Below are 23,028 nucleotides of genomic sequence, written 5' to 3'. Positions count from 1 at the left end.
GAAGGGGTTAGACGATGCGACTGGTAGGGGGCGCCGATGCACTGAACGAAGTAGCGAGCATGCTTGCGTTCAGCAACTGGGCGCGCATCGCCGTCGCTTACTGGGGCGAGGGCGCTGTGCGGCGGCTTGGCCTCGATAAGTTGCCACGCACGAGCGATCTCTGCATCGCGCTGGACCTAATGAGCGGCGCTTGTAACCCGGGTGAAGTGCGCAGCCTGATCAAGCACCTCGGCCGATCGCGAGTAATGGCGGTGGATGAGCTTCACGCCAAGCTTTGGCTGACCAAAGCGGGAGCATTGATCGGCTCATCGAACGCCTCGGCGAACGGCTTCGGGCACGAGGGCCAGGAAGACGAGGTGACCGGCCTCATCGAAGCTAACCTTGTCCTACCCCCTTTGCTTGATGCGGAGCGGCAAGCCTGGACCGATTGGTTTGAAGATCAAGTTTGGGCTCATGCCTATGAGATCACAGATCCGATCCTGGCGGAGGCGGAGCGACGCTGGAAGGCTCGCCGCGCCCGTCGAGGGGCCACTAAGCCGGCGACCAGCGCCGGAAAAGGGGTCGGCATGCTGCTCGACCGGCTCAGGGAGGATCCGGGCTTCTTCCGAGACAAGCAGCTACGAATCGTTGCGTACCGTCACACAAAATTAACTCCTCCGGCCAGGCGGGGGCTGAAGGCCGAGCAGAAGGCGCGCGCCCTGGATGACATCGACTGCTACGAGAGGTGGCGCCTTGCGCCAGGTGAGTACGTCCTCGACCTAGATTGGGACGCGCAAAGCGGGTCGCTCCTTCTCGAGGGGCTTTGGAAGGCGGCAGAGGTCCGGACCGTGGTGCGCCTGCAGGGCACCTCGATTACCCTTGTTCATCCGATGCGCGACTTTGAAGGATTTCGTGTTGGGACGGCGCGTGCGTGGAAAAAGGCTGCGGCGGAGGTGATCGCTTCGCTGCAGAAGCGCCGCAAACTTCGTGGCAAGTCTCTCGACATCTCGGCGGAGGAATTCGGCGCCGAGTTGAGCAGGCAATGAGGGCGCGCTGTCGCAGCATCAAGAATGGCCTAAAGCCGGAGCTATGCAAATCGTCGCGGTATGAGGCCCGGCTGGTCCACACGGGAGGTCTCGCTTGGCGTTTCCTGATCTAGCCGCACTGGCTTCGGGAGGTTCGGCCGCTGCAGCGCTCACGTCCGCGGAAGACGTCCGCACTCGCCTAGTCAACGTCCTGCGCCGCGACCTCATCGGCCCTGGCCCGCAGGACACCGACCTCACCCGCGAGCGGCTGAAGGAGAACCCGTCGCGCTGGTACCTCACGGGCTACCTCGCGCCGGCGCCCGACACAGCTGGCGCGGCCACAGCGGCCGCCGCTGAGCCCCTGGAAGATGAAGGCGATCCCCTCGTCGGCGAGGACGAGGGCTCCGACCCCGAGACCGGGCGCGCCCGTGCCTCCGACGACACGCTCAGTGACGAGCCTTCCTCCCGCCCACGTCGCCTACCGTCATCCCTCGGCCTCACTGTGCTGGTGGATGCTTCAGTGCGGGAGGTTGAGGTCAGGCTGACCTGGGGCGACTACACCACCATCCCGCCGCTGCCGCGCGAGATACTGATGGACGAGAGCGCGCGGCTCGATCCGGCGCTCCGCTCTGTCGAGTGGCAGCGCGTGCCGGGCGAAGCCACGATCCGCCTGCCGGTGCCGGAGAACGGGCGCGGCAGCGCGATCCCGGTCCCCGGCTCCGGTGGCGCGCAGCACCCGACCGGCGCGCTGCTGCTTGAGGCGCATGCCCGCCCCTACTCGGTCACCGAGCCCGGTGGCGCGCGAACGGCGCTCCGCGTGCTGACGGTCATGGTGGTCAATCGCCGCCGGGACGCCCGGCGCCGCTTCGCGGACGTCGCCTACGCCTTCCAACTCCGCCTCGAGGTCCGCTGCGAGACAGGCCTCACCCCGCGCTGCGACCTCTCCGGCCACGGCTCCCCCGATCCGGACGCGGCCACCGCCGACCTGCATTATCGCGACGTCGCCGAGTACGGCGTCGGCCGCAACACCTCGGCCGGTTGGGCGCCCGATGCGGACGGCGTCGTCCGCGCCGCCGCCACCGACTTCCTGCCCACGGCCGAGGTGGAGCGCGTCGAGCCGAATGAGGCGATCGACGGCGTCGAGTTCGGGATGGAAGCGCTGGCCGCCCTCGCCGAGGCCGGCCCGGCAGCCCTGCGGCAGGCCCTTGACGCCCTGCCAGGCCTCTACGGGGTGTGGATCGCCCAGCAGGCGATGACGGTCGGCGGCATCACCGGGACGTCGCGCCAGCAGACCGCTGGGCGCCTTCTCGATGCCGCCCGCGGGGCCCAAGCCCGAATCGCCGACGGCCTCGACCTGCTCTGCGCCGACGAGGATTCGCGCTTGGCCTTTCGCGCGATGAACGAGGCGGTGGCCCGCGCCGCGCGGCAGCGCAACGCCGGCCCCGAGGACGACCCGGCGGCGCAAACAGCGCCGCGGTGGCGGCCCTTCCAGATCGCATTCATCCTGCTCAACCTGCGCGGCCTGCAGGACCCGATGCACGCGGACCGGGAAGTGGTGGACCTCCTGTTCTTCCCGACCGGCGGCGGCAAGACCGAGGCGTATCTTGGCCTGGCGGCGTGGACCATCGGGTATCGGCGCATCACCAGCCACGGCCTCCTGGGCGCCGGCGTGGCGGTGTTGATGCGCTACACGCTCCGCCTGCTCACGCTCGACCAGCTGTCGCGCGCCGCGGGCGTGGTCTGCGCGCTGGAGCTGATGCGCGGTGAGGCCGCCTGGCAGAGGGACGGGAAGCGGCTACTAGGCGATTGGCCGATTGAGATCGGCCTCTGGGTCGGCTCGGCGGCCTCGCCCAACCGGCTCGGCAAGACCGGCGACGGGCGCCAGGATACAGCGGTTGCGCGGGTGCGGCGCTACCAGAAGGATGGCCGCGAGGCGCCGGCGCCGATCAAGGCCTGCCCATGGTGCGGGGCGCCGTTCGAGCGGTCCTCCTTCGCCTGCGTGCCGAACAACTTGGCACCGAAGAACATGGAGATCCGCTGCGCGAACTCCACCTGCGCCTTCACGGGCGACCGCGCACTACCCGTGCTCACGGTGGACGAGGCGGTTTACCGGCGACTGCCTGCCTTCATTGTTGCCACCGTCGACAAGTTCGCCGGCCTGCCCTGGATCGCCGAGGCCGGCGCCTTCTTCGGCCATGTCAACCGGGCCGACCAGTGGGGGTTCTACGGCGCGGCGGAGCCGGGTGCAGGCACGGCACTATGGAACGGGGCCAGCCTGGAGCCGCCTTCGCTGATCGTGCAGGACGAGCTCCACCTCATCAGCGGTCCGCTGGGGACCGTCGCCAGCCTGTATGAAATCGCGCTCGACCGGCTCGCAAGCCGCCGCTCCTCGGGCCAGCGCATCCGGCCGAAGGTGGTGGCGAGCACGGCGACGGTGCGCCGCGCCGGCGCGCAGATCCGCGCCCTGTTCGACCGGGAGCGGACCGAGATCTTCCCGCCTCCTGGCCCTGACCGAAGGGCTTCGTACTTTGCGTTGACGGTCCCCCCATCGCAGCGGCCAGCGCGGCTCTACGTGGGCCTGGCGGCGCCCGGGAAGGGGCCGAAGCTGGTCTACCTGCGCACCCTCACTACGCTGCTGGCGGCGGCGGCCAAGGAGGCCGCGGAGGGCGGGCAGGCCGACGCCTATATGACCGCGCTGTGCTACTTCAACGCGCTGCGTGAGCTCGGTGGTGCGCGCCGGATTGTCGAGGACGAAGTGCGTGCCCGTCTCGCCAGCTACGGCACGGAGCGGCGCCGGCTCGACCCGCCTGATCATCCCTTTGCTGACCGGCGGCTGCGCGAGGTGCTGGAGCTGACGTCGCGCGTCAGCACGGACCAAGTCGCGCAGGCGAAGGAAGCGCTGTCGAAGCCCTGCACCGACGAAAAGCATGGCGTCGACGTGGCGCTGGCGACCAATATGATCTCCGTCGGCCTCGACATCGGCCGCCTCGGGCTGATGCTGGTGCAGGGCCAGCCGAAGACCGCATCGGAGTATATCCAGGCGACCAGCCGCGTCGGCCGGTTGTCAGACCGGCCTGGCCTCGTGCTGGTGCTGCTGAACGCTCATAAGCCGCGCGACCGCCTGCACCACGAGGGCTTCCGCCACTTCCACGCCGGCTTCTACCGAGCCGTGGAAGCGACCAGCGTGACGCCCTGGGCGGCGCGGGCGATGGACCGCGCCCTGGCGGCGGTAGTCGTCGCCATGGCACGGCACATTGCGCCGGACCTCACGCCGGATGGGGCCGTCGCGCGGCTCAGGCAGAATCCGGATGTGCGGACCGCGGTGATCGATGCGATCCTGGACCGCGCCAAAGCGGCCGACGTTGTCGGAGGGCAGGCGGCGCTGCGCTTGACGGTCGAGGGGCTGCTCGACGATTGGGAGGCGGTCGCCGACGACCTGACGGCGAACGGCGACAGGCTTACCTACGCCTACCCGCGAGAGCGGGCGCTGCTGCATGATCCGCTTGACCCGCTGCTGCCAAGCTTCAAGCCGCAGCATCGACGCTTCGCCGCTGGGCGATCGATGCGCGACGTCGAGCACACCTCCGTGCTCAAGATTATCGACCCGAACGGATCACCTCTCTCCTCATAGGCAGCGGCACGATGGCTGACGACAAGATCAGGCTGAGCCAGGTGGTCGGCGTCTTTGGGCCGGGCTCGATGCTCGACTTGCCCGAGCGATCCGTCCTGGTGCAGGGCCTCGACGACTGGGAGATGTTCGGGACCGGCACCTTCAAGGTGATTGAGGAGCCGCGGCTGGCGCGCCTGCTGCACAAGCGCCTGGCCAGCGATGGCGATGGCCGGCTCGCCGCCGATCGTCCGCCGGAGCTGCGCACGCCACCGATCGACCAGGGCGATCCGAAGAGGCGGTCTCTCGGCATCAAGGCGACGGTGTTCCCAAGGTGGTTTGTCTGCGAGGCGATCCCCGGCGATCCGCCAAGTCGCCGTCGACTCGTGCGCTTCCAGGACCTCAACCCACCTAACCGCAAGGAGCACCGAGGCGAGGACAAAAAGCGCCGCAAGGTGTCGCCGATCCGCTTCGTCTGCGGCTGCGAGAAGGGGCACCTGCAGGACATCGAGTGGCGCCGCATTCTCCACGCTGTTGGGCAAGGCTGCCGCGAGCAGATGTGGCTGGAGGAATCGAGCACGAGCGCCGACCCGAGGGACACGCGGGTCGCCTGCGACTGCGGCGCGGCACTGTCGCTGGAGGAGCTGTTCCAGCCTTTCAGGCTGGGGTCGTGCTTTGGTGAGCGTCCTTGGATTGGTGACCGGGATCCGGATGGGTGCGATGTGACGAAGGGCCTTCGCCTGCTCATCCGAAGCGCGACCAACACCTACTTCCCCCAGGTCGCCAGGGTGATCTCGCTGCCTCAAGCCGATGACGAACTTGCGAAGCGGATCGGCGGCCTGTGGTCCGTGCTGAGCAAGTGCAACTCGCCGGAACAAGTGGGCATGGCTCGCATGTTCAACCCACAGGTCCAGGCCAACCTGGACGGGTACTCCGACCAGGAGATCTTTGCCCGGATCACCGGCATGGCCTCCAGCACGACTGGGCTGGACGACGTTGAGGATCCCCGGTTTGCCGAATTCACGCTGTTCAGCAGTGGCCGGGCGCTGATCGGAGACAGTTCTCCGAATGCGCTCCTGCACGCCGAAACGCTGCCGCGCAGCCTTTGGGATCCGGAGCGCGACGAGGCGCTGGCCGGTGTCGGCTCCCTAGTGGCGGTTCATCGCCTCCGGGAGATCTCCTGCATTTATGGCTTCACGCGGTTCGAGCCGGCGCCGCTCGCCAGCGATGACCTGGAAGATGTCGGACTTGCCGTGAGCGGGGCACCGTTGGCGAAGAACCCGGACTGGCTCCCCGCGGTCGATCAGTATGGTGAGGGCTTCTTCGTTCAGTTGTGTCCTGACGCGCTGGCGGAATGGCTGGCCAGGGAGGCCGTGCAGCGGCGGATTGGGCAACTCCAGGCCGGCGTCGACGCCTGGGCTGCAGCACGGCGCGCCAGCGGCATGCAAGTCAGTTCCAATACCATCAAGGAGCGAGAGCGGCCTGATTATGTCATGGCCCACGGCCTAGCCCACGCCTTGATGACCGAAGTGGCCATCGACTGCGGGTATCCCGCCAGCGCCTTGAAGGAACGCGTCTTCTCGATGCCCCGCGCCCCCGACGAACCCGTCCGGTGCGGCATCCTCATCTACACGGCATCGGCTGGGAATCAGGGTACGCTGGGCGGCCTGGTGGAGGTGACGCGCCGGTTCGGAAAGGTGCTTGCCTCAGCCCTCGATCGCTTGAGGCTTTGCTCTGGAGACCCGGTATGCGCCGACCACGAACCGGCGGCAGCCACGGACGACCGGGCTCTACATGGCGCCGCCTGCCACGGGTGCTTGCTGGTGGCAGAAACCAGCTGCGAGGCCAGGAACCTCTTTCTCGACCGGGCACTCCTGGTGGAGACCGTGGGAACGGGTGGGAGCGCCTTCTTTGGCTGAGACCCACGAAAATGTTGCGGCTGGCGTACATCGGTGATCTCATCCAGCCGCTTCCGATCGTGGTCTAGGTTCTGGCAGAGTGGCTTTCAAACGGAGCCTCCGCTGAAATCTAATCTAACAGCTGGCTTTCTAAGATCCGCATTAAAACAGCCAGATGAATATTGCGGGTCTTTAGAACGCGATCCCGGCTTACACGTTCCGAGAGCCGATCATCGACGTGAGTGCCAGGTTCGATTAGCTAGCACTGCGGCACACGTTCGCAACCAGTTATCTCAGATCCGCAAATAAACGTCCGCACGCAGTGGTCTACCAATATATTACCCAGCTTTTGGTATGAAACTCCAGAAATGACTCCGTGTGGCTAGGAGTCAGTCGCGCCGCGAACTACCCGTGGAAGGGGTGCCCCGTTTCCAAGGACCCGCGCCGAAATGATTCGGCTTGCTCGCCTGGCTGGCAGGCGGCGGCGGCGGGGCTCGGCTCAACCCCTCTCACTTCCAGCTCAGGAGGCGGGCGGACAGCGGACAGGTATTTCCCCCAAGGGGGAAATACACAGTCCGCGCCCTTCGCGGTGGACATGTCCGCAGTCCGTCCGCGTCTGTCCGCCCTAGAGAAACCTCTGTCCGCGCCTTGTCCGTGCCGCTTACGCATTGACTTGCGCCTGTCCCGGCCGAAGCAGCCAAACCCACCCCTCGCGCATGGCCACTTCGCCTGCGTCGCGCAGATCCTTTGCCGCGCGGCGGAACACGCGGTCCCGGTCCTTCTCCTTCTCGGCGAGGGACAGTCGCCGGGCCTCGCACTCGGCCCGCCACTGTCCTTCCTCGACCCCCATCGCGTTGAGCGGCATCAGCGGGCCAACCGGCAGCGGCTTGCCTTCGGTCAGGATAATGTTCGCCAGAGCGGCGAGGGCCTGCTTTGTGCTCTCGGTCAGAGGCTTCCTGCGCTGGATCCTGCCATCCACTTCCTCTGCGACACAGGTGGTCCGCGGGTCGTCATCATCGTCCAGGCCGAGGTCGACCACCCGAAGGCGGAAAGGCAGTTCTGCGCCGTCCGTGTCGTCCTTGGCCGCCTCCACCTTGGCGACGCTTGGCTCGCCGTCGACGCCCTTGCTCACCTTCACGATGAGGTCCGCGGCCCCGACCATCGCGCCGGATCCGCGCGACGTGTCGCCTTGCTTCGTGCCGTGGTGGATCACGGCCACATGCGCTCCGGTCTCTGCGCGGACTCGGTCGACGCTGGCGACGTATCCGCCCATGTCCTGAGCGGTGTTCTCGTCGCCGTCGCCGAAAGTCCGGGCCACGGTATCGAACACAATGATGTCGGCGCGCATGTCGATAGCCGCGGCAATGACGGCGGACAGATCACCTGCCGGCGGGCCGATGACGGTGGACTGCGCGACGTATTGGAAGGCGTCGCCGGCATTTCCCATCGCGTCGCGCAGGGCCAGTAGCCGGGCTGCGAACCCGCCCTCGCCCTCGGCCGCGACGTACAGCACGCGACAGGGCTTCGCCTTTCGCCCCCACATACCGACGCCAAGCGCCAGGCCGTAGGCCAGCCGGAGTTTCAGGAAGGACTTCCCGCACTTCGGCGGACCCCACCACAAGGACAGCTCGCCGGGTGCGATCAAGCCCTTCAGCAGGTAGCGGCGCGGCGGCGCGGCCTCGGCGTCCGCGATGGTCAGGAGCCGCAGCCGCCCATATGGCTTGCCGCGCCGAGGCGGTGGCGGCGCGAAGTGTTCCTCGTGGGCGCCGGCGTTCCTGAAGACTGTGTCGGGGTCGGCGCCGTAGTCCATCACGCCGCCTCCCCGCCCAGGCTCAACGCGTCGTGCCAATCCCCAGCGGGCGGGGCCAGCAACCGCGCGTCACGTCCAGCCGCAGCCCAGCGCTGGCCGCACTCTCGCGCTGCTGCCAAGCCGGGCCCGTCCGTGTCGGCGAACAAGGTCAAGGTCTCGATGCCGAGCAGAACAGGGAAGCGGCGTACAGCACCGGCTGACGTCGCCGCCCACACCGGCCTCCAGCCGCCTTGCTGCATCACGGCCAGCGCGGTCTCGATGCCCTCCGCCAGGCCGAGGCCGTGCGTCACGTCCTCATCCGGCACAAGTCGGATGACGCCGACATGGCCGAGCATGACCTTCTGGTCTTCGCCGTCAGCCTTTCCCAGTCCATCGGGGCGCAGGTAGGTGACATGGACGCCGCAGGGCTCGCTGGTTTCCGGCACGGTCATCTGCGCTACCATGGCGGGACCGGCCGGGCCGTTCCTGTTGGCGCGCCAAGCGCGGGGGTGGAAGCGCAGTGGCGCGTCATGCGGTAGCGTCAGGCCGCGCGTGCCCAGATAGGCCTCGATGGGAGTGTCCGTCGCGTCTCCCGCCTCGTGCCATAGCGCCTGCGCGGTCTTCAGGCTCCACCGCTTCCGTGCGTCGGGGTCTGGTGGCGCCTCAGAAGCCTCTACAGGCCGCCGCGCATCCTGGCGGTACGCAGCCCCGTGGTCCTGCCCCAACCAGCCCTGCGCCCAGGTGTAGGCGTCGCGCATCGACGTGCGGTTCAGATGCGCCACCAGGCCGAGGGGATCGCCACCCAACGCGGCTTCGTGGTCATACCAAGAACCGCGCTTCGGCCCGGCCACCTCGATCGACAGCGACCCCCGCCTACCGAAGCGCAATTCGTCACGGCCCTTAGTGGTGGCGTCGGTGCCGATGAGGTCGCGGGCAAGCTCGCGCATGCGATCGGCGAGCGCGAGGTTGATTTCAGCGATGTTCCAGGCGCTGCCCATGATGGCTCATTCCCGCGCGAGGGCGGTGAGCCGCTCGGCGATTTCGAGCACCACGCGGCGCCGGTAGGTCTGGAGGATTGATGCGACGGCGGCCGGCACCTGAAGGTCGGACCCGGCCGCGGCGCTGAGCTGGTCGAGGTAGGTCGAGCCGCCGACGTCTTCGAGCGCGCCGGACTTCTGCAAGTGCCGTTGCAACCAGGTCCGGTTGCCGTGGGGCGTCCATTCGGGGGCCTCGCTGATGGCCTTGAAGATCGCGCCGTGGACGGTATCTGCGAAGTGCTTGGGGCGCAGCGTTGCCGTCGCGCTGCGCGGGATGCTGAACGCCAGCAGCGCGCCGAGCACAACTTGTTCGGCCATCAGATCCGCGGGCGGAAGGCTCGGGTTCGGCCAAGCCTCGAACGGGAAACTGTTGATGTTCATTCTGATTCCTCCTTCAACGTGGCGAAGGGTTGCGCCTTCGCGCCGTGGAAGTCGGTGTCGACCATGCCTTCCGGCTCCTGCCAGAACTGGCGGTGCTGCCGAACGCGCAGGGAGTGCGTGTGCTTGCCCGGGGCCATCCGGATCTTCCCAAGGGACAACCCACACGCTCAGAAACCCGAGGCGCCCCACGTAGGTGATGGCGCCGGACTTGGCCCTGATCGTGTAAAGCCTGCAGCCGAAAAGGGTGTTGAACCTGCGGTCGTCCTCGTCATCGTTCATGCGAGGCCCTCCCGGTGAGCGAGGGCGTGTAGCCGCGATGCGCCGCCTGCAGGCCGGGGCGCAGCGCGATCAAGGCATCCTTCGAGCAAGTCAGCGGCGCCGGCGTCACCATCGCGGCGCGCGTCGGCAGCCTGTTCCAGCAAGCTGCGCAGGTTGCGAAGAGTGCCGCACTGGCCGATCGGCAGCGGCGGCGGTGGAGTGCGGTGGTGCATCGCGATTTCCTCGTTGAGGGTCGCGAGGGACTGGAAAAGCGGCGGGTGATGCGCTACACTGGCGGTGTTCAGTCGTCGCCAGTATAGTAGCGCAGTCTCCGCAGCCGGCCCGGGTCTCCCGCGGTCGGCTGCTTCTGTCTAGGCGGCGTTCTTCGAGGAGCGCGGCAGCGCCGCGACCAGCGAGCGCAGCGACGTCGCCGTGATCAGCGTGCGGCGGCCGAACTTGCGGGCGTCGAGGCGCCCGTCCTTGATCAGCGCGAAGATCCGCGTGCGGCCGATGCCGGTGGAGTCCGACGCCTCCTGGATGGTGAAGGCGAGCTTTTCAGCGTGAGTGCGCATGTTGATGCGTCCTGCAAGGTTCAGGACGGACCTAATGTACCCTCGTTCGGAGTAAGCGGGGGGGTTAGTCAGAATTAGCGCCAGCGCAGCGGCGTGGCTTTGCGGATCATGTTGATCAGGCGCGCGGCGCGGTCGGCAGGTGTAGATCCAAGCTCTGCCTGCCCGAGGCCCTGCCGATGATACTCCCAGATAGCGAGAGCGCCGGCTGGCGCAGACCCCCCAGGTCCTTCTCTTAGTCTGTCCCGCCAGCCGAGGGCAGCTACCGCCGGTGAGCGTTCTTTCTGTGTTTTCGGCAGCAGGCCTGCGGCGGCGATCGCTTGCCCGACCTTCTGCGCAGCCTGGGGTCTGCTGATATTTGTCGCGAGCAGTTCCTCCACTGCCAACGCCGCGGCGGCCACTAACCAGTCTTCCGCAATGCTTTGCCGGGGGCGGCCTTTTCCGATTGGTACGGCCGTCAGCAGTTGAGGCTGTCTTCCATTCGTCAGATCGCCCAGCGCCTGCGCCAGCCGAAAGAGTGGCAAGTGCAGGCCCCTGCTCGAGACCTGCGGCATGCTGTGGAGAAACTCGCACACCGCGACAAGCGCGGCCGTTGCGACGTGTTGTTCGCGCTGGACCTCGGACATCGCCATCTCGGTTTTGCTCATCGACTGCGCTTGCAACAGTGCCTTGATCAGTTCGGCCTGTGCGGTGGGAGACGGCGGCGGTCCCGGCTTGACGTTGTGGACCTCGCGCAAGCCCGTCAGGTCGAACTCGGGGTCGTCCATCTGCGCCTCCGCCAGGCAGTCCGCGTGATAGGCGACCGGGGCGGCGAGCTGCGGAGGCGCGCGCACGCGGGATGGCCATCCCGGCCCCCGTCGTCCTGGAGCATACCACGATCCCGGCGCGGTCTCGAACCGCCAGGTCGGAGATGGCCAGCAGCCTTTTCTCCGGGGTCATACTGCGCCCTCCCGCGACAGGCGCAGCAGGTGCAGTGTCACGTCCCGAGCCCAGCTGCCGGCAGGCGAGCTGCTCCAATCGGTCCGTTCCTCCGGCTCCTGGCCTGCCAATTCGAGCGCAACCTCGGCCATGGCCACCAGCCCCGCCAGCGTGCGCGGAGGCCGGGCGTCCACCTCCGCCCCCGCCCGCATCACGGCATTCCAAAGGCGATCGTCTTCGTCGTCCCCCGGAGCCGTGTTGTAGGTTTCGGCCGCGAGGAGGTAGGCGTCGCACCAGTGGATCAGGTCCGCGTCCGGGTGCGGAAGCGTCCCGAAGCGCGCGCCGAGGCCGCCCAGGGCGCCGCGGCGGGACATGCGGGTCATTCCCGCGCCTCCGGCGCGAAGCGCTCCAGCACCGCCATGCACTCTACTTCGTCGTTCCACGTCAACCAGCGCGGCGGAGCACTCGCAGTGAACGCCCGCACGTCTTCAGCCCGGGCGTCGACGTGGCCGGTAAGCCACTCGATCCCCTTGTGCTGTCCAACGCTGACTTCTTCGTCGGCCGCCGACATTGCCGTCATGCCTAGCACGGTGGCGCTGGCGCATAGGGCGAGCAGCAGCGGTTCCAGGTCGGCCAGGTTAAGCGCGGGTCGCGCCGCGCGGGCGGCGTGGTCTTCCTTACTCATCATGGCTGGACCCTCGGTAACGGGGGCAGAGGACCGGCGCTGGTGATGTCGGGTGCTTCATCCGGCTCAAGGCCAGCAGGAGGTGCCGTGGCAGGTTCGGTGCTGCCGGTGCACTGGTCACCTGCGCCGTGACGGCAGCGTCCGCGGTGGTCGGCGGTCTTCTTCTGGAAGGCAGGGGAGTGGTATGCTTAGGAACAGCCATGGTCCGCGCTCCGCTGGGCTCGGGTTGTGGTCAGGCTGGGCAAGGTGCTTCGAACGCCTTGTCCAGCCGCTTGCTTGTGCAAGTCGCACAACTTGTGTTATACCTCGCTGCCCGTCAAGAGCAGTTGTGCAAGCTACGCCGATTGTGCTATTTGTTCGCGATGAACGACGAACCGAAAAACCTGCGGCTTCCCTTGATGATTTCGCAGGGCGAGCTGGCCGCGATCGACGAGTACCGGTTTTCTCGGCGGATCCCCACTCGCGCGCAGGCTGTCCGCCACTTACTCCAGGTCGGTCTTCGGGTGGCGGAGATGGCGGAGGAAGAGGTGCAATCCGAAACAGCCGGGGAAGAGGCGCAGCCTGAAGCAGTTCGCTTCGCGCTTCTCGGTTCGGGCACTGCCGATTTTATGAGAGGCCTTGACGAAGCGGGCGTTGCATATTCGGTTTTGCAACCGTCGCCTGGGCTCCCCCAGGCGTCAGGCACGATGATCCTGATTGGCGTCGCGTTTATCAACGCCGCTGCTGGGGTTCTAATTGCGTGGATAAAGGCCAAGGAGAGACGAGGCGTAAAGTTTGCGATGAAGGACAACGCCTTTTCGGGCGAGATTAACGGGTATTCGGATCCAGCGGCGATAGCTAAGCAAATACAGACTGCGCTGCTGGTTACAGCTTTCGATCCCAATCCAAGGCCCGATGCAGCGCCACCGCCAGTAGCTAAGCTGCCACTGCCAGCCCCGAAGCTTCCGGCGCCTCGCTCTGGCACAGATCGAGCCGGTCGCCAGAAGAAAACAAAAAGTTAGGTTCTGCCGGGCGAGTTGCACCAAGCCTCCCAGGCCGCCATCAGCGTGCGCCGCCGCTCGAACAGGTCGCTGCGCGCATAGGCGGCCTCGGTCTTGTTCCCGACCACATGCGCCAGCGCGGCCTCCGCCAGGTCCACCGGCTGGCCTGTCTCGCCGGCCCAGTCGCGGAAGCTGCTGCGGAAGCCATGCGGGGTGATGGCCTGGCCGGCCGCATCACGCCACCGCGGCGGCTGCCCCTCCGGCGCCTCACACATGCCCCGCAGCAGCATCGCCATCGCCATGTTGGATAGCGAGCAGCCGGGCTTCGGCCCGGGGAACAGGAACGCGTCGCCGGCTCGGCCTGCGGCCGCGAGCGCCTCCAGCAGCACCATGGCGGTGGCAGGCAGCGGCTTGCGGTGTGGACGACGAGCCTTCATGCGCTCGCCGGGCACGGTCCACGTTGCGCCCTCCAGATCCACCTCCCGCCACCGCGCGCCGATGACTTCGCCGGTGCGGGCCGCGGTGAGGATGGCAAGCTCCAGTGCCCGCGCCGCCAGCCCGGGCTTCGTCCGCAGATGCACCAGGAAGGCGGGAACCTGCTGCCAGGGCAGCGCAGGGTGGTGGCGCTTGCTTCGGACGCCGCCAGGCGCGCCGGCCGTCAGCAGCGCGGACAGGCCCTCCCGCATGGAGGCGGGGTTGTCGCCCTCCCGCAGCCCTGCGGCTTTGGCGTAGCGGAAGATGCGATCCATGCGCTGCACCACCCGCTGCGCCGTCTCGCGCTTGGTGTTCCAAATCGGCCGCACCGCGTCGGCCACCTCCATGCGGGTGACGGCGGCGATCGGCCGCGGGCCCAAGGTCGGGTATGCGTAGGTCGCAAGCGTGGCGCGCCACTGCGCCCGGTGCTTCGGGTTGGCCAGGCCCTGAAGGTGCGTGTCCATGTACCGCTCTGCCACAGCCTGAAAGGTGCTACCGGCGGCCCTGGCGCGGGCCGCGGAGGTGGCGGCTCTGCTGGCCTCCCGCGCCTCCATGGGGTCATGCCCATCCCGCAGCAGGGTAGCGGCCGCAGCGGTCTTCCGTCGGGCCTCGGCGAGGGTCACCTTCGGCGGACGGTCGCCATAGGAGCCTAGACCCATCTGGCGCTCGCCGCGCTTCCCTGTGGCAGTGACCAGGCCGGCCATGGAGTAGCGGAAGATCCAGGCCTTGCCGCCGGCGGGCGAGATCTGCAGGTACAGGCCGTCGCCGTCCGGATACCGGCCCGGCTTGCTCAGCGCCTCGACGCCACGTGCCGACAATCTTCCTGCTGCTTGTCGCGCCATCGGTCCGCCCAACCCACAAAGAAGAATCGCGCGCCAACCTCCGCGCCAACCCCCGCAGCGTACCTGATTTGCCCTGAACGTCCAGGGACGACGCTGAACGACCGACCCTCTAATGCGCTAGGATTCCCGGGATCTTTTGGACGTTCCGGGATGGCGATGAACGGTTCTTCGAATCCCTTCCCCTCCTCCACGCCTGATCATCCGTCGGTTCAAGTAGCGCCCACGCGCGCCTCGTGGGCTGTGATAGACGTTATCAATCGTCTCGTTCGATTCTTGGTCATTCCCTTTCCTGTCAAATTGGCTACCAAAGGCGTGATGGCTGAGGGATCATGCCCCAGCCGCCCCTCATTGCGGGGTCATGCCACTTCCCAGGCGCCGGCCCGCATCATTGGCCAGCGCCACGACGCCAGGAAAGGTCAAGAAAATGGACGGAAACAGCGGCCCGATTGCCGGCAAGTGCCCGGTGATGCATGGCGCCCCGAAGAATGCGACCTTCGCCGGCCGGTCCAACCGCGACTGGTGGCCGAACCAGCTCAACCTCCGCATCCTGCATCAGAACTCCGCCCTGTCAGACCCGATGGGTCCGGCCTTCAACTACGCCGAGAAGTTCAAGACGCTGGACCTGGAGGCGGTGCGCCAGGACCTCTACGCGCTGATGACGGACAGTCAGGAGTGGTGGCCGGCCGACTACGGCCATTACGGCCCCTTCTTCATCCGCATGGCCTGGCATAGCGCCGGCACCTACCGCACCGGCGATGGCCGTGGCGGCGCTTCCTCCGGCACGCTTCGCTTCGCCCCCCTGAACAGCTGGCCGGACAACGGCAACCTGGACAAGGCGCGCCGCCTGCTGTGGCCGATCAAGCAGAAATACGGCGATGCGCTGTCCTGGGCCGACCTCATGGTCCTCACCGGCAACTGCGCGCTCGAATCCATGGGCTTCAAGACCTTCGGCTTCGGCGGCGGCCGCGCCGACATCTGGGAGCCGGAAGAAGACATCTACTGGGGCAACGAGGACACCTGGCTGGGCGACAAGCGCTACACCGGTGACCGCTCGCTCGAGAGCCCGCTGGCCGCCGTGCAGATGGGCCTGATCTACGTGAACCCGGAAGGCCCGAACGGCCAGCCAGACCCCATGGCCTCCGCCCGTGACATCCGCGAGACCTTCGCGCGCATGGCGATGAACGACGAGGAAACGGTGGCGCTCGCCGCCGGCGGCCACACCTTCGGCAAGTGCCACGGCGCTGGCGACGCCGCGCTGGTCGGCCGGGAACCCGAGGGTGCGAGCATCGAGGAACAGGGCCTCGGCTGGAAGAACGCCTTCGGCACCGGCAAGGGCGTCCACACCATCACCAGCGGCATCGAGGGCGCCTGGACCAACAATCCGATCAAGTGGGACAACGGCTACTTCGACAACCTGCTGAACTACGAGTGGGAGCTGACCAAGAGCCCTGCCGGCGCATGGCAGTGGACCCCGGTGAACCCGGAAGCCGCCGGCACCGTGCCGGACGCGCATGACCCGTCGAAGCGCCACGCGCCGATGATGACGACGGCCGACATGGCGCTGAAGACGGACCCGGCCTACCTGGAGATTTCGAAGCGCTTCCACGCGAACCCCGACCAGTTCGCCGATGCCTTCGCGCGCGCCTGGTACAAGCTGACGCATCGCGACATGGGCCCGCCCGCCCGCTACCTCGGCCCGCTCGTCCCGTCCGAGGAACTGATCTGGCAGGACCCGGTCCCGCCGGTGACGCATCCGCTGGTCGATGCGCAGGACATTGCCGCGCTGAAGTCGCGCATCCTCGCCTCCGGCCTGTCGATCCCACAGCTGGTCGCCACCGCCTGGGCCTCCGCCTCCACCTATCGCGGCTCCGACAAGCGCGGCGGCGCCAATGGCGCGCGCATCCGCCTGGCGCCGCAGAAAGACTGGGAGGTGAACGAGCCCGCGCAGCTCGCCACCGTGCTCGCCACGCTGGAGGACATCCAGAAGTCCTTCAACGCTGCCCAGCCCGGCGGCAAGCAGGTCTCGATCGCCGACCTCATCGTGCTCGCCGGCTGCGCCGCGGTGGAGAAGGCGGCACATAATGCCGGCCAGGACGTGCAGGTGCCCTTCACCCCGGGCCGCACCGACGCGTCGCAGGAGCAGACGGATGTCGACAGCTTCGGCGTGCTGGAGCCGACGGCGGATGGGTTCCGCAACTACCTGAAGACCAACTACAGCGTCTCGGCGGAGGAACTGCTGGTCGATCGCGCCCAGCTCCTGACGCTGACGGCGCCGGAGATGACGGTCCTCATCGGCGGCATGCGTTCGCTGAACGCCAACGTCGCCGGGTCGCGCCACGGCGTCTTCACCCAGCGGATGGACACGCTGACGAACGACTTCTTCGTCAACCTGCTGGACATGGGCACCGCCTGGAGCCCCGCCAGCGACGCGGCGGACGTCTTCGAAGGCCGTGACCGCAAGACCGGCGCGGTGAAGTGGACCGGCACCCGCGTCGACCTGGTGTTCGGCTCCAACTCCCAGCTCCGCGCGCTGGCCGAGGTCTATGCCAGCAACGGCGCCGAGGCGAAGTTCGTGAAGGACTTCGTCGCCGCCTGGACCAAGGTCATGAACCTCGACCGCTTCGACCTGGCGTAACGCCTTCTCCCTCTCCCCCCACTCTGGGGGGAGAGGGTCGGGGTGAGGGGGGGCCTGCCAGGCCGGCAGCCCAGCCGGCCAGGCAGCACTGCCTGGAACGTCTTTCGGTGAGCGTATGCGGGTGTCACGGGCCCCCTCATGCAATCCCCCCCCAGCGGGGGAGAGGGCTTCTCGGGCGTCAGGCGTGCAAGCCGGGCGCCTCCTGCCCCGTCCGCGCCACATACTCCGTGTACCCGCCATCATACTGGTGCAGGCCCTCCGGCGTCAGCTCCAGCACCCGGTTCGACAGTGCCGCCAGAAAATGCCGATCGTGCGAGACGAACAGCATCGTCCCCTCGAACTGCGAGAGCGCTCCGATCAGCATCTCCTTCGTCGCCATGTCGAGGTGATTGGTCGGTTCGTCCAGCACCAGGAAGTTCGGCGGGTCGAACAGCATCGTCGCCATCACCAGCCGTGCCTTCTCACCGCCTGACAGCACGCGGCAGCGCTTCTCCACTTCATCCCCCGAGAAGCCGAAGCAGCCGGCCAGCGACCGCAGCGCGCCCTGACCCGCGCGCGGGAACGCATCCTCCAGCGACTGGAACACGGTCCGCTCGCCATCCAGCAGGTCCATGGCGTGCTGCGCGAAATAGCCGAGTTTCACGCTGCCCCCCAGGGTTACCGTTCCCGCATCCGGCTCCGTGGATCCGGTTACCAGCTTCAGCAGCGTGGATTTGCCCGCGCCGTTGATGCCCATGACACAGCAGCGCTCCCGCCGCCGCACCAGCAGGTCGAGTCCCTCATAGATCACGCGCTGCCCGTAGCGCTTGTGCACACCCTGCAGCTTTGCCACGTCGTCGCCGGACCGCGGCGCCGGTGGCAGGTCGAACATCACGGTCTGCCGCCGCTTCGGCGGCTCCACGCGGTCGATCTTCTCCAGCTTCTTTACACGGCTCTGCACCTGCGCCGCGTGGCTGGCGCGCGCCTTGAAGCGCTCGATGAAGTTGATCTCCTTCGCCAGCATCGCCTGCTGCCGTTCGAACTGCGCCTGCTGCTGCTTGTCGGCCATCGCGCGCTGCTGTTCGTAGAATTCGTAGCCGCCGGAATAGGCGGTCAGCGTGCCGCCATCGATCTCGATGATCTTGTTGACGATGCGCTTCATGAATTCGCGGTCGTGCGAGGTCATCAACAGCGCGCCGTCATAGCCCGTCAGGAAATTCTCCAGCCAGATCAGGCTCTCCAGGTCCAGGTGGTTGCTCGGCTCGTCCAGCAGCATCACGTCGGGTCGCATCAGCAGGATGCGTGCCAGCGCGACGCGCATCTTCCAGCCGCCGGACAGCGCGCCGACATCGCCGTCCATCATCTCCTGGCTGAAGCTGAGCCCGGCCAGCACCTCCCGCGCCCGCCCATCCAGCGCGTAGCCATCAAGCTCCTCGAACCGCGCCTGCACCTCGCCGAATCGCTCGATGATGCGGTCGAGGTCGTCGGCCTGGTCAGGGTCCGCCATCGCCGCTTCCAGCTTGGACAGCTCCGCCGCCACGGTGCTGACGGCGCCGGCGCCATCCATCACCTCTGCCACCGCGCTGCGCCCCGACATCTCTCCGACATCCTGGCTGAAGAAGCCGATGCTGACGCCGCGATCGACCAGCACGATCCCCTCATCCGGCGGCTCCTGCCCGGTGATCATGCGGAACAGCGTGGTCTTGCCCGCCCCGTTCGGCCCCACCAGCCCGATCTTCTCGCCGCGCTGGAGCGCCGCGGAGGCCTCCACGAAGACGAGCTGCTGGCCGTTCTGCTTGCTGATGTTGTCGAGTCTGATCATGAGGAACCCAGGGCTGCATGCGGTGTGGCCGGCTTATGGCATGCGCCGCCCGCTCTGTCCGCGCGCGAACCCGCGGCGCTGCCTTGCGTTGTGATGCTTCCGGTTTCGATCGATCGAAAGGACAGCGCCATGTCATCCCCCGCCACCCAGGAACCCGGCCCAGCCAAGCCGGATCGCAAGCCGGACCCCGGCCCCGCCCCAGTCGGCCCTGCCGTGCACCCCACCCCCCAGCAGCCTGCCGAAACGCCGAAGGACCCCGGCAAGGCTCCGCCCGGTCCGGCGGTCGAGCACGGCGGCCACTAGGCGGCGCCACATCAAACGCCCTTGAGCACGCCGCCGACCGGCCTCGGCGGCGTTCTCGCCCTCAGTAACTTTGGGGGAAGGGGCACAAAGATGCCGGACCAGGACACGGACGAGCAGGGACCGCGCAGTCGGCGCGAGCTGCTGGCAATGATCGGCGCCGTCGCCGGCAGCGCCGTGATGTACGAGGCCATGACCAACCTGGGCCACGCCCAGGAATCACCCCATCGCGGCGCTCCGCGCCTGGATGGCGATGCGCGCGGCGCCAAGGTTCTAGTCCTCGGCGCTGGCCTGGCCGGCATGGTCGCCGCCATCGAACTCCGCAAGGCCGGCTACCAGGTGCAGCTCCTGGAATACCAGAACCGCGCCGGCGGCCGTTGCTGGACCCTGCGCGGCGGCGACACCTACACCGAGCTCGGCGGCGAGACGCAGCGTTGCGAGTTCGACCGCGGCCAGTACCTCAACCCCGGCCCCTGGCGCATCCCCTACAACCACCATGCTGTGCTGGAGCTGTGCCGCCGCCACAACGTGGCGCTGGAGCCCTTCGTCCAGGTCAACCACAACGCCTGGATCCACAACTCGCGCAGCTTCGGGGGCAAGCCGAAGCGCTACCGCGAGATCCAGGCGGACTTCATCGGCCAGACCAGCGAACTGCTTGCCAAGGCGACGCAGCAGGACAAGCTGGATGCCGAGGTGACGCGGGAGGACAAGGAAGCGCTGCTTGCCGCGCTGCGCCGCTGGGGCGCATTGGATGCGGACTACCGCTACAACGCCAACCTCGCGGCCAGCGACCGCCGCGGCTTCGCCAAGGATCCGGGCGGCGGATTGAGCGCCCGCCCCGAGCCCTCCCAGCCCTTGCCGATGAGCGAGCTGATGCGGTCCGGCATGTGGCGCTACCTGGCCAACGGGATGCTCTACGAATTCCAGACCACGATGTTCCAGCCGGCCGGCGGCATGGACGCCATCGCCCAGGCGCTGTTCCGCGAACTCGGGCCGGAAATCGTCCGCTTCGGCCGCAAAGTCACCGAGATCCGGCAATCCGATGCCGGCGTGCGCGTGCTGCACGTCGATGCCGCGCAGGGCGGCAACCCGGTGGAGACCACCGCCGACTGGTGCGTCTGCACCCTGCCGCTGACCATCCTCAGCCAGATCGAGATGGATGTCGGCGGACCCATGCAGGCCGCCATCGATGCCATTCCCTATGACGCCTCCGCCAAGGTCGGCTTGCAGTTCAAGCGACGCTTCTGGGAACAGGATGAGCAGATCTTCGGCGGCATCTCCTATACCGACCTGCCGAATTCGCTGATCTCCTATCCCTCCACCGGCTTCATGTCCCCCGGCAAGGGCGTGCTGCTCGCGGCCTATCCCTATGGCGGCGTTTACGCCTACCAGCTTTCGGCCATGTCGCCCTCGGACCGCATCCGGCACAGCCTGGACTGGGGCAGCCAGATCCACGGCCAGAAATACCGCGACGAATTCGAGACCGGTGTCTCCGTCGCCTGGCACCGCGTGCCCTGGACGCTGGGCTGCGCCGGCACCTGGACCGAGGCAAAGCGCGCGCAGCACTACGACAACCTCTGCGCCATCGACAACCGCCTGGTCCTGGCGGGTGAACACGCCTCCTACCTTCCGGCCTGGCAGGAAGGCGCGGTGCTGTCCGCCTACGACGCGATCCAGCGCCTGCACCGGCGCGTGGTGGGAGGCTGATGCGATGAACCCGACCAAGGCTGTCCTGCTGCTCGCCGCACTCGCCGTCCCCGCCGCCGCGCTCGCGCAATCCCGCGGCTCGCCCTTCGCCGCCACCCCGACCGTGCAGTCGACGGACGGGGAGGGGGTGTACCGCGAGGTCTGCCAGTCCTGCCACATGCCGCAGGGACAGGGCGCGGAGGGTGCCGCCGCCTACCCGGCATTGGCGAACAACCCGAACCTCGAAGCCGCCGGCTACCCGCTGACCCTCGTGGTGCAGGGCCAGCGCGCCATGCCCGGCTTCGGCCGCATGCTGACGGATGAGCAGGTGGCGAACGTCGTCACCTACATCCGCACGCATTTCGGCAACGACTACCGCGAACCCGTAACCGCCGAGGAGGCCAAGGCCCTACGATGAAGCGCTACATCCTGCTCGCCACCCTCCTCGCGACCCCCACCCTGGCGCAGGAGGTCACGCGTCACCGCATCCCGAACTCGGATTTCCCCATCGCGGCGGCGGTCGAGATCCCGGCAGGGACGACCATGGTCCACCTCTCCGGCGCCGTGCCGCCACGCGCCGATCGTGACGCCCCCGCCACCAGTCAGGCCGCCTGGGGTGGCGACACCCGGGCGCAGACCGCAGGCGTGCTGCGCAGCATCGAATCCTCGCTGCGCCGCCTCGACCTCACCATGGGCGACGTGGTGAGGATGCAGGTGTTCCTGGTCGGCGACCCGTCCCGCGGCGGCCGCATGGATTTCGACGGCTTCATGGAAGCCTATCGCGAGCATTTCGGCACGCAGGCCCAGCCCAACCTGCCGGTCCGCTCCGTCATGCAGGTGGCCGGCCTGGTGAACCCGGGCTGGCTGGTCGAAATCGAGGTCAGCGCCGTCCGCGGCCGCTGACCCCGCAGCAAGGGTCAGCGCGGCACCACGCCCGGCTCGCCCCCCGGCGTGCCGGGCGGGGGGATCACTGGCGTGGTGTTGGGCGCCGGAACCGGTACGCTGCCTTGGATGCCCGGGTCGATGTCCATCGGCGGCCGAACCACGCCCCGCGGCACGCCACCGCCCTCGCGTTCTCCCACGATGTCATTGCCGGTCGGCCCGCCACCGGAGCGGTCGGGTCTGCGCTGCTCAGGCCCTGGACGCTCGGCCTGCGGCGTTGTCCGGTCGCGCGGGTCCGCCGGTACCGCGGTCTGCGCCAGCACCGGACCGGCGGCCAGCGCCGAGGCCATCAGCAGGGCCGGGACCATCTTCGCATTCGGCATCGTCATCGCCTCCTGGCTGTCGGGACTGAACGTCCGCCAGGCGCGCCCGTTGCCCTCAACGGGCCTTTGCCTCAGGGGGCCTTTGCCTTAGGACCTTTGCCTCAGGGGGCCGGGCCCAGCAGGCTGGAATGCGCCCAGCCCAGCGGCGCGCCATCCTCGCCCACCTGCAGCCAGCCGCCCGCCGCCTCGGCATGCACCGTCAGCACCTGGCCGCGCTGCGCCGTCATCAGGATCTCGGCGCTGCCACTCGGCCCGGCCCGCACCCTGACCGGAGAGATCACCGCCACGCGCCCCTGCGTGCCGGCTCCCCGCACCTGCTCCACCACCGGCAGCGCGGCCATCACTTCCGCCGGGGCCGCAGTTGGGGCAGGGGCCGGTGCCGGCTGAGGCCCGCGGCAATACCGTTCCCACGGCCCACCCAGCGTGGCGAAGCGCGGCAGGCCGGGCCCGGCCTCCAGGATCACCATGGGCGCCCGAGCCTGCGGCGGCGCCCGGCCCTCCCGCACCGCCATGGCGACGGCGGCGGCATCGGCGCGGTACAGCAGCACACGTGCAACCACCGGCTGCCCCTCCAGCGTGCCGCACACCACCACCTCATCCGGCTGTCGCCCCTCATGCAGCACGACACCCGCCAGATCGGCAGAGGCCCGAGCCTCCCTCACATGCGCGCGCACCGCCGCGACGGCTTGCGCTTCCTCCTCCACCGGATGCCCGCTGGCCCCGATCGCCATCGGCGCGGACGACACCTCCCCACCCGGCGCACCCACGCCTCCCCCGCCGAATGCGAGCGCACCGACTCCACCGGCAACGACCACCGCCAGCACGAAAGCGGCTTTCGGAAACGCCATGGCAGTCCAATTCCCTGTCGCGCCCAGTCCGGTCGCGCAAATTCTGGTCAC

20 protein-coding genes are annotated in these 23,028 nt (G+C 68.0%); 8 read left to right on the top strand and 12 right to left on the bottom strand.

Annotation, left to right across the window (positions count from 1 at the left end; translation table 11 throughout):
• Nucleotides 1-14: 14 nt before the first annotated feature.
• From ACLF3G_RS03215 to drmB, 3 genes are all read left to right on the top strand, one after another.
• Entirely contained in the window at nucleotides 15-1,025 is a 1,011-nt protein-coding gene (locus ACLF3G_RS03215) for a phospholipase D family protein (protein ID WP_430667872.1), read from the top strand.
• 94 nt (nucleotides 1,026-1,119) lie between these two features.
• A complete protein-coding gene (gene drmA / locus ACLF3G_RS03210; protein ID WP_430667871.1) occupies nucleotides 1,120-4,635 on the top strand; it encodes a DISARM system helicase DrmA in 3,516 nt (1,171 codons plus the stop codon).
• A gap of 11 nt (nucleotides 4,636-4,646) precedes the next feature.
• Nucleotides 4,647-6,530 carry a DrmB family protein gene (gene drmB, locus ACLF3G_RS03205; RefSeq protein WP_430667870.1) on the top strand — a complete coding sequence of 628 codons (1,884 nt, stop codon included), beginning with the start codon at nucleotides 4,647-4,649 and terminating at the stop codon, nucleotides 6,528-6,530.
• 640 nt (nucleotides 6,531-7,170) lie between these two features.
• On the opposite strand, the gene ACLF3G_RS03200 is transcribed toward drmB, so the two are convergent.
• The 8 genes from ACLF3G_RS03200 to ACLF3G_RS03165 all read right to left on the bottom strand — a co-directional run bounded on the left by ACLF3G_RS03200 (nucleotide 7,171) and on the right by ACLF3G_RS03165 (nucleotide 12,149).
• On the bottom strand, nucleotides 7,171-8,319 hold the full coding sequence (locus ACLF3G_RS03200) for an AAA family ATPase (protein ID WP_430667869.1): 1,149 nt from the start codon (nucleotides 8,317-8,319) through the stop codon (nucleotides 7,171-7,173).
• Nucleotides 8,319-9,296, bottom strand: coding sequence for a DUF7146 domain-containing protein (locus tag ACLF3G_RS03195; protein WP_430667868.1), 978 nt, complete (start codon nucleotides 9,294-9,296; stop codon nucleotides 8,319-8,321). The genes ACLF3G_RS03200 and ACLF3G_RS03195 overlap by 1 nt, the downstream gene beginning before the upstream one ends.
• A gap of 6 nt (nucleotides 9,297-9,302) precedes the next feature.
• On the bottom strand, nucleotides 9,303-9,716 hold the full coding sequence (locus ACLF3G_RS03190) for a DnaB-like helicase N-terminal domain-containing protein (protein WP_430667867.1): 414 nt from the start codon (nucleotides 9,714-9,716) through the stop codon (nucleotides 9,303-9,305).
• On the bottom strand, nucleotides 9,713-9,853 hold the full coding sequence (locus ACLF3G_RS03185) for a hypothetical protein (RefSeq protein ID WP_430667866.1): 141 nt from the start codon (nucleotides 9,851-9,853) through the stop codon (nucleotides 9,713-9,715). The genes ACLF3G_RS03190 and ACLF3G_RS03185 overlap by 4 nt, the downstream gene beginning before the upstream one ends.
• A gap of 492 nt (nucleotides 9,854-10,345) precedes the next feature.
• Nucleotides 10,346-10,546 carry an excisionase family DNA-binding protein gene (locus ACLF3G_RS03180; protein WP_430667865.1) on the bottom strand — a complete coding sequence of 67 codons (201 nt, stop codon included), beginning with the start codon at nucleotides 10,544-10,546 and terminating at the stop codon, nucleotides 10,346-10,348.
• Nucleotides 10,547-10,620: 74 nt separating this feature from the next.
• Nucleotides 10,621-11,376, bottom strand: a complete 756-nt coding sequence (locus ACLF3G_RS03175) for a hypothetical protein (protein ID WP_430667864.1) — start codon at nucleotides 11,374-11,376, stop codon at nucleotides 10,621-10,623.
• Between the two features lie 102 nt (nucleotides 11,377-11,478).
• The gene (locus ACLF3G_RS03170; protein ID WP_430667863.1) at nucleotides 11,479-11,844 is read right to left on the bottom strand and encodes a hypothetical protein; all 366 of its coding nucleotides are present in this window, start codon (nucleotides 11,842-11,844) and stop codon (nucleotides 11,479-11,481) included.
• Entirely contained in the window at nucleotides 11,841-12,149 is a 309-nt protein-coding gene (locus ACLF3G_RS03165; protein WP_430667862.1) for a hypothetical protein, read from the bottom strand. The genes ACLF3G_RS03170 and ACLF3G_RS03165 overlap by 4 nt, the downstream gene beginning before the upstream one ends.
• Before the next feature lie 359 nt (nucleotides 12,150-12,508).
• On the opposite strand from ACLF3G_RS03165, the gene ACLF3G_RS03160 reads away from it, so the two are divergent.
• Nucleotides 12,509-13,147, top strand: coding sequence for a hypothetical protein (locus ACLF3G_RS03160; RefSeq protein WP_430667861.1), 639 nt, complete (start codon nucleotides 12,509-12,511; stop codon nucleotides 13,145-13,147).
• On the opposite strand, the gene ACLF3G_RS03155 is transcribed toward ACLF3G_RS03160, so the two are convergent.
• The gene (locus ACLF3G_RS03155) at nucleotides 13,144-14,418 is read right to left on the bottom strand and encodes a tyrosine-type recombinase/integrase (protein WP_430667860.1); all 1,275 of its coding nucleotides are present in this window, start codon (nucleotides 14,416-14,418) and stop codon (nucleotides 13,144-13,146) included. The genes ACLF3G_RS03160 and ACLF3G_RS03155 overlap by 4 nt on opposite strands.
• Nucleotides 14,419-14,866: 448 nt before the next feature.
• On the opposite strand from ACLF3G_RS03155, the gene katG reads away from it, so the two are divergent.
• Nucleotides 14,867-17,077 (top strand): catalase/peroxidase HPI, encoded by a 2,211-nt coding sequence (gene katG, locus ACLF3G_RS03150; RefSeq protein WP_430667859.1) that lies wholly within the window; start codon nucleotides 14,867-14,869, stop codon nucleotides 17,075-17,077.
• Nucleotides 17,078-17,255: 178 nt separating this feature from the next.
• Here katG and ACLF3G_RS03145 read toward each other — a convergent pair whose 3' ends face one another.
• Complete coding sequence (locus ACLF3G_RS03145) at nucleotides 17,256-18,878, bottom strand: ABC-F family ATP-binding cassette domain-containing protein (RefSeq protein WP_430667858.1); 1,623 nt, start codon at nucleotides 18,876-18,878, stop codon at nucleotides 17,256-17,258.
• A gap of 393 nt (nucleotides 18,879-19,271) precedes the next feature.
• On the opposite strand from ACLF3G_RS03145, the gene ACLF3G_RS03140 reads away from it, so the two are divergent.
• From ACLF3G_RS03140 to ACLF3G_RS03130, 3 genes are read left to right on the top strand one after another with little or no spacing between them, the layout of a single operon-like run.
• The gene (locus ACLF3G_RS03140; protein WP_430667857.1) at nucleotides 19,272-20,885 is read left to right on the top strand and encodes an NAD(P)/FAD-dependent oxidoreductase; all 1,614 of its coding nucleotides are present in this window, start codon (nucleotides 19,272-19,274) and stop codon (nucleotides 20,883-20,885) included.
• A 4-nt stretch (nucleotides 20,886-20,889) separates the two neighbouring features.
• Nucleotides 20,890-21,282, top strand: a complete 393-nt coding sequence (locus tag ACLF3G_RS03135) for a c-type cytochrome (protein ID WP_430667856.1) — start codon at nucleotides 20,890-20,892, stop codon at nucleotides 21,280-21,282.
• Complete coding sequence (locus tag ACLF3G_RS03130) at nucleotides 21,279-21,767, top strand: RidA family protein (RefSeq protein ID WP_430667855.1); 489 nt, start codon at nucleotides 21,279-21,281, stop codon at nucleotides 21,765-21,767. Before ACLF3G_RS03135 ends, ACLF3G_RS03130 begins: the two co-directional genes overlap by 4 nt.
• A 14-nt stretch (nucleotides 21,768-21,781) precedes the next feature.
• On the opposite strand, the gene ACLF3G_RS03125 is transcribed toward ACLF3G_RS03130, so the two are convergent.
• Nucleotides 21,782-22,129, bottom strand: coding sequence for a hypothetical protein (locus tag ACLF3G_RS03125; RefSeq protein WP_430667854.1), 348 nt, complete (start codon nucleotides 22,127-22,129; stop codon nucleotides 21,782-21,784).
• A gap of 101 nt (nucleotides 22,130-22,230) precedes the next feature.
• Nucleotides 22,231-22,977, bottom strand: coding sequence for an SH3 domain-containing protein (locus tag ACLF3G_RS03120; RefSeq protein ID WP_430667853.1), 747 nt, complete (start codon nucleotides 22,975-22,977; stop codon nucleotides 22,231-22,233).
• Nucleotides 22,978-23,028 lie beyond the last annotated feature (51 nt).

The sequence above is a fragment of the Falsiroseomonas sp. HC035 genome (assembly GCF_050563525.1).
Lineage (GTDB): Bacteria > Pseudomonadota > Alphaproteobacteria > Acetobacterales > Acetobacteraceae > Falsiroseomonas.
This window is presented reverse-complemented; position numbering and strand designations above follow the sequence as displayed.

Bases quoted from the DNA above. Each gene is read 5' to 3' on its own strand.
- ACLF3G_RS03190 (WP_430667867.1), bottom strand. From the start codon at position 9,716: ATGAACATCAACAGTTTCCCGTTCGAGGCTTGGCCGAACCCGAGCCTT.
- ACLF3G_RS03125 (WP_430667854.1), bottom strand. From the start codon at position 22,129: ATGCCGAATGCGAAGATGGTCCCGGCCCTGCTGATGGCCTCGGCGCTG.
- ACLF3G_RS03170 (WP_430667863.1), bottom strand. From the start codon at position 11,844: ATGACCCGCATGTCCCGCCGCGGCGCCCTGGGCGGCCTCGGCGCGCGC.
- ACLF3G_RS03140 (WP_430667857.1), top strand. From the start codon at position 19,272: ATGCCGGACCAGGACACGGACGAGCAGGGACCGCGCAGTCGGCGCGAG.
- ACLF3G_RS03135 (WP_430667856.1), top strand. From the start codon at position 20,890: ATGAACCCGACCAAGGCTGTCCTGCTGCTCGCCGCACTCGCCGTCCCC.
- ACLF3G_RS03160 (WP_430667861.1), top strand. From the start codon at position 12,509: ATGAACGACGAACCGAAAAACCTGCGGCTTCCCTTGATGATTTCGCAG.
- drmB (WP_430667870.1), top strand. From the start codon at position 4,647: ATGGCTGACGACAAGATCAGGCTGAGCCAGGTGGTCGGCGTCTTTGGG.
- ACLF3G_RS03185 (WP_430667866.1), bottom strand. From the start codon at position 9,853: ATGGCCCCGGGCAAGCACACGCACTCCCTGCGCGTTCGGCAGCACCGC.
- ACLF3G_RS03165 (WP_430667862.1), bottom strand. From the start codon at position 12,149: ATGATGAGTAAGGAAGACCACGCCGCCCGCGCGGCGCGACCCGCGCTT.
- ACLF3G_RS03180 (WP_430667865.1), bottom strand. From the start codon at position 10,546: ATGCGCACTCACGCTGAAAAGCTCGCCTTCACCATCCAGGAGGCGTCG.
- ACLF3G_RS03120 (WP_430667853.1), bottom strand. From the start codon at position 22,977: ATGGCGTTTCCGAAAGCCGCTTTCGTGCTGGCGGTGGTCGTTGCCGGT.
- ACLF3G_RS03195 (WP_430667868.1), bottom strand. From the start codon at position 9,296: ATGGGCAGCGCCTGGAACATCGCTGAAATCAACCTCGCGCTCGCCGAT.
- ACLF3G_RS03215 (WP_430667872.1), top strand. From the start codon at position 15: ATGCGACTGGTAGGGGGCGCCGATGCACTGAACGAAGTAGCGAGCATG.
- ACLF3G_RS03145 (WP_430667858.1), bottom strand. From the start codon at position 18,878: ATGATCAGACTCGACAACATCAGCAAGCAGAACGGCCAGCAGCTCGTC.
- katG (WP_430667859.1), top strand. From the start codon at position 14,867: ATGGACGGAAACAGCGGCCCGATTGCCGGCAAGTGCCCGGTGATGCAT.
- ACLF3G_RS03130 (WP_430667855.1), top strand. From the start codon at position 21,279: ATGAAGCGCTACATCCTGCTCGCCACCCTCCTCGCGACCCCCACCCTG.
- ACLF3G_RS03200 (WP_430667869.1), bottom strand. From the start codon at position 8,319: ATGGACTACGGCGCCGACCCCGACACAGTCTTCAGGAACGCCGGCGCC.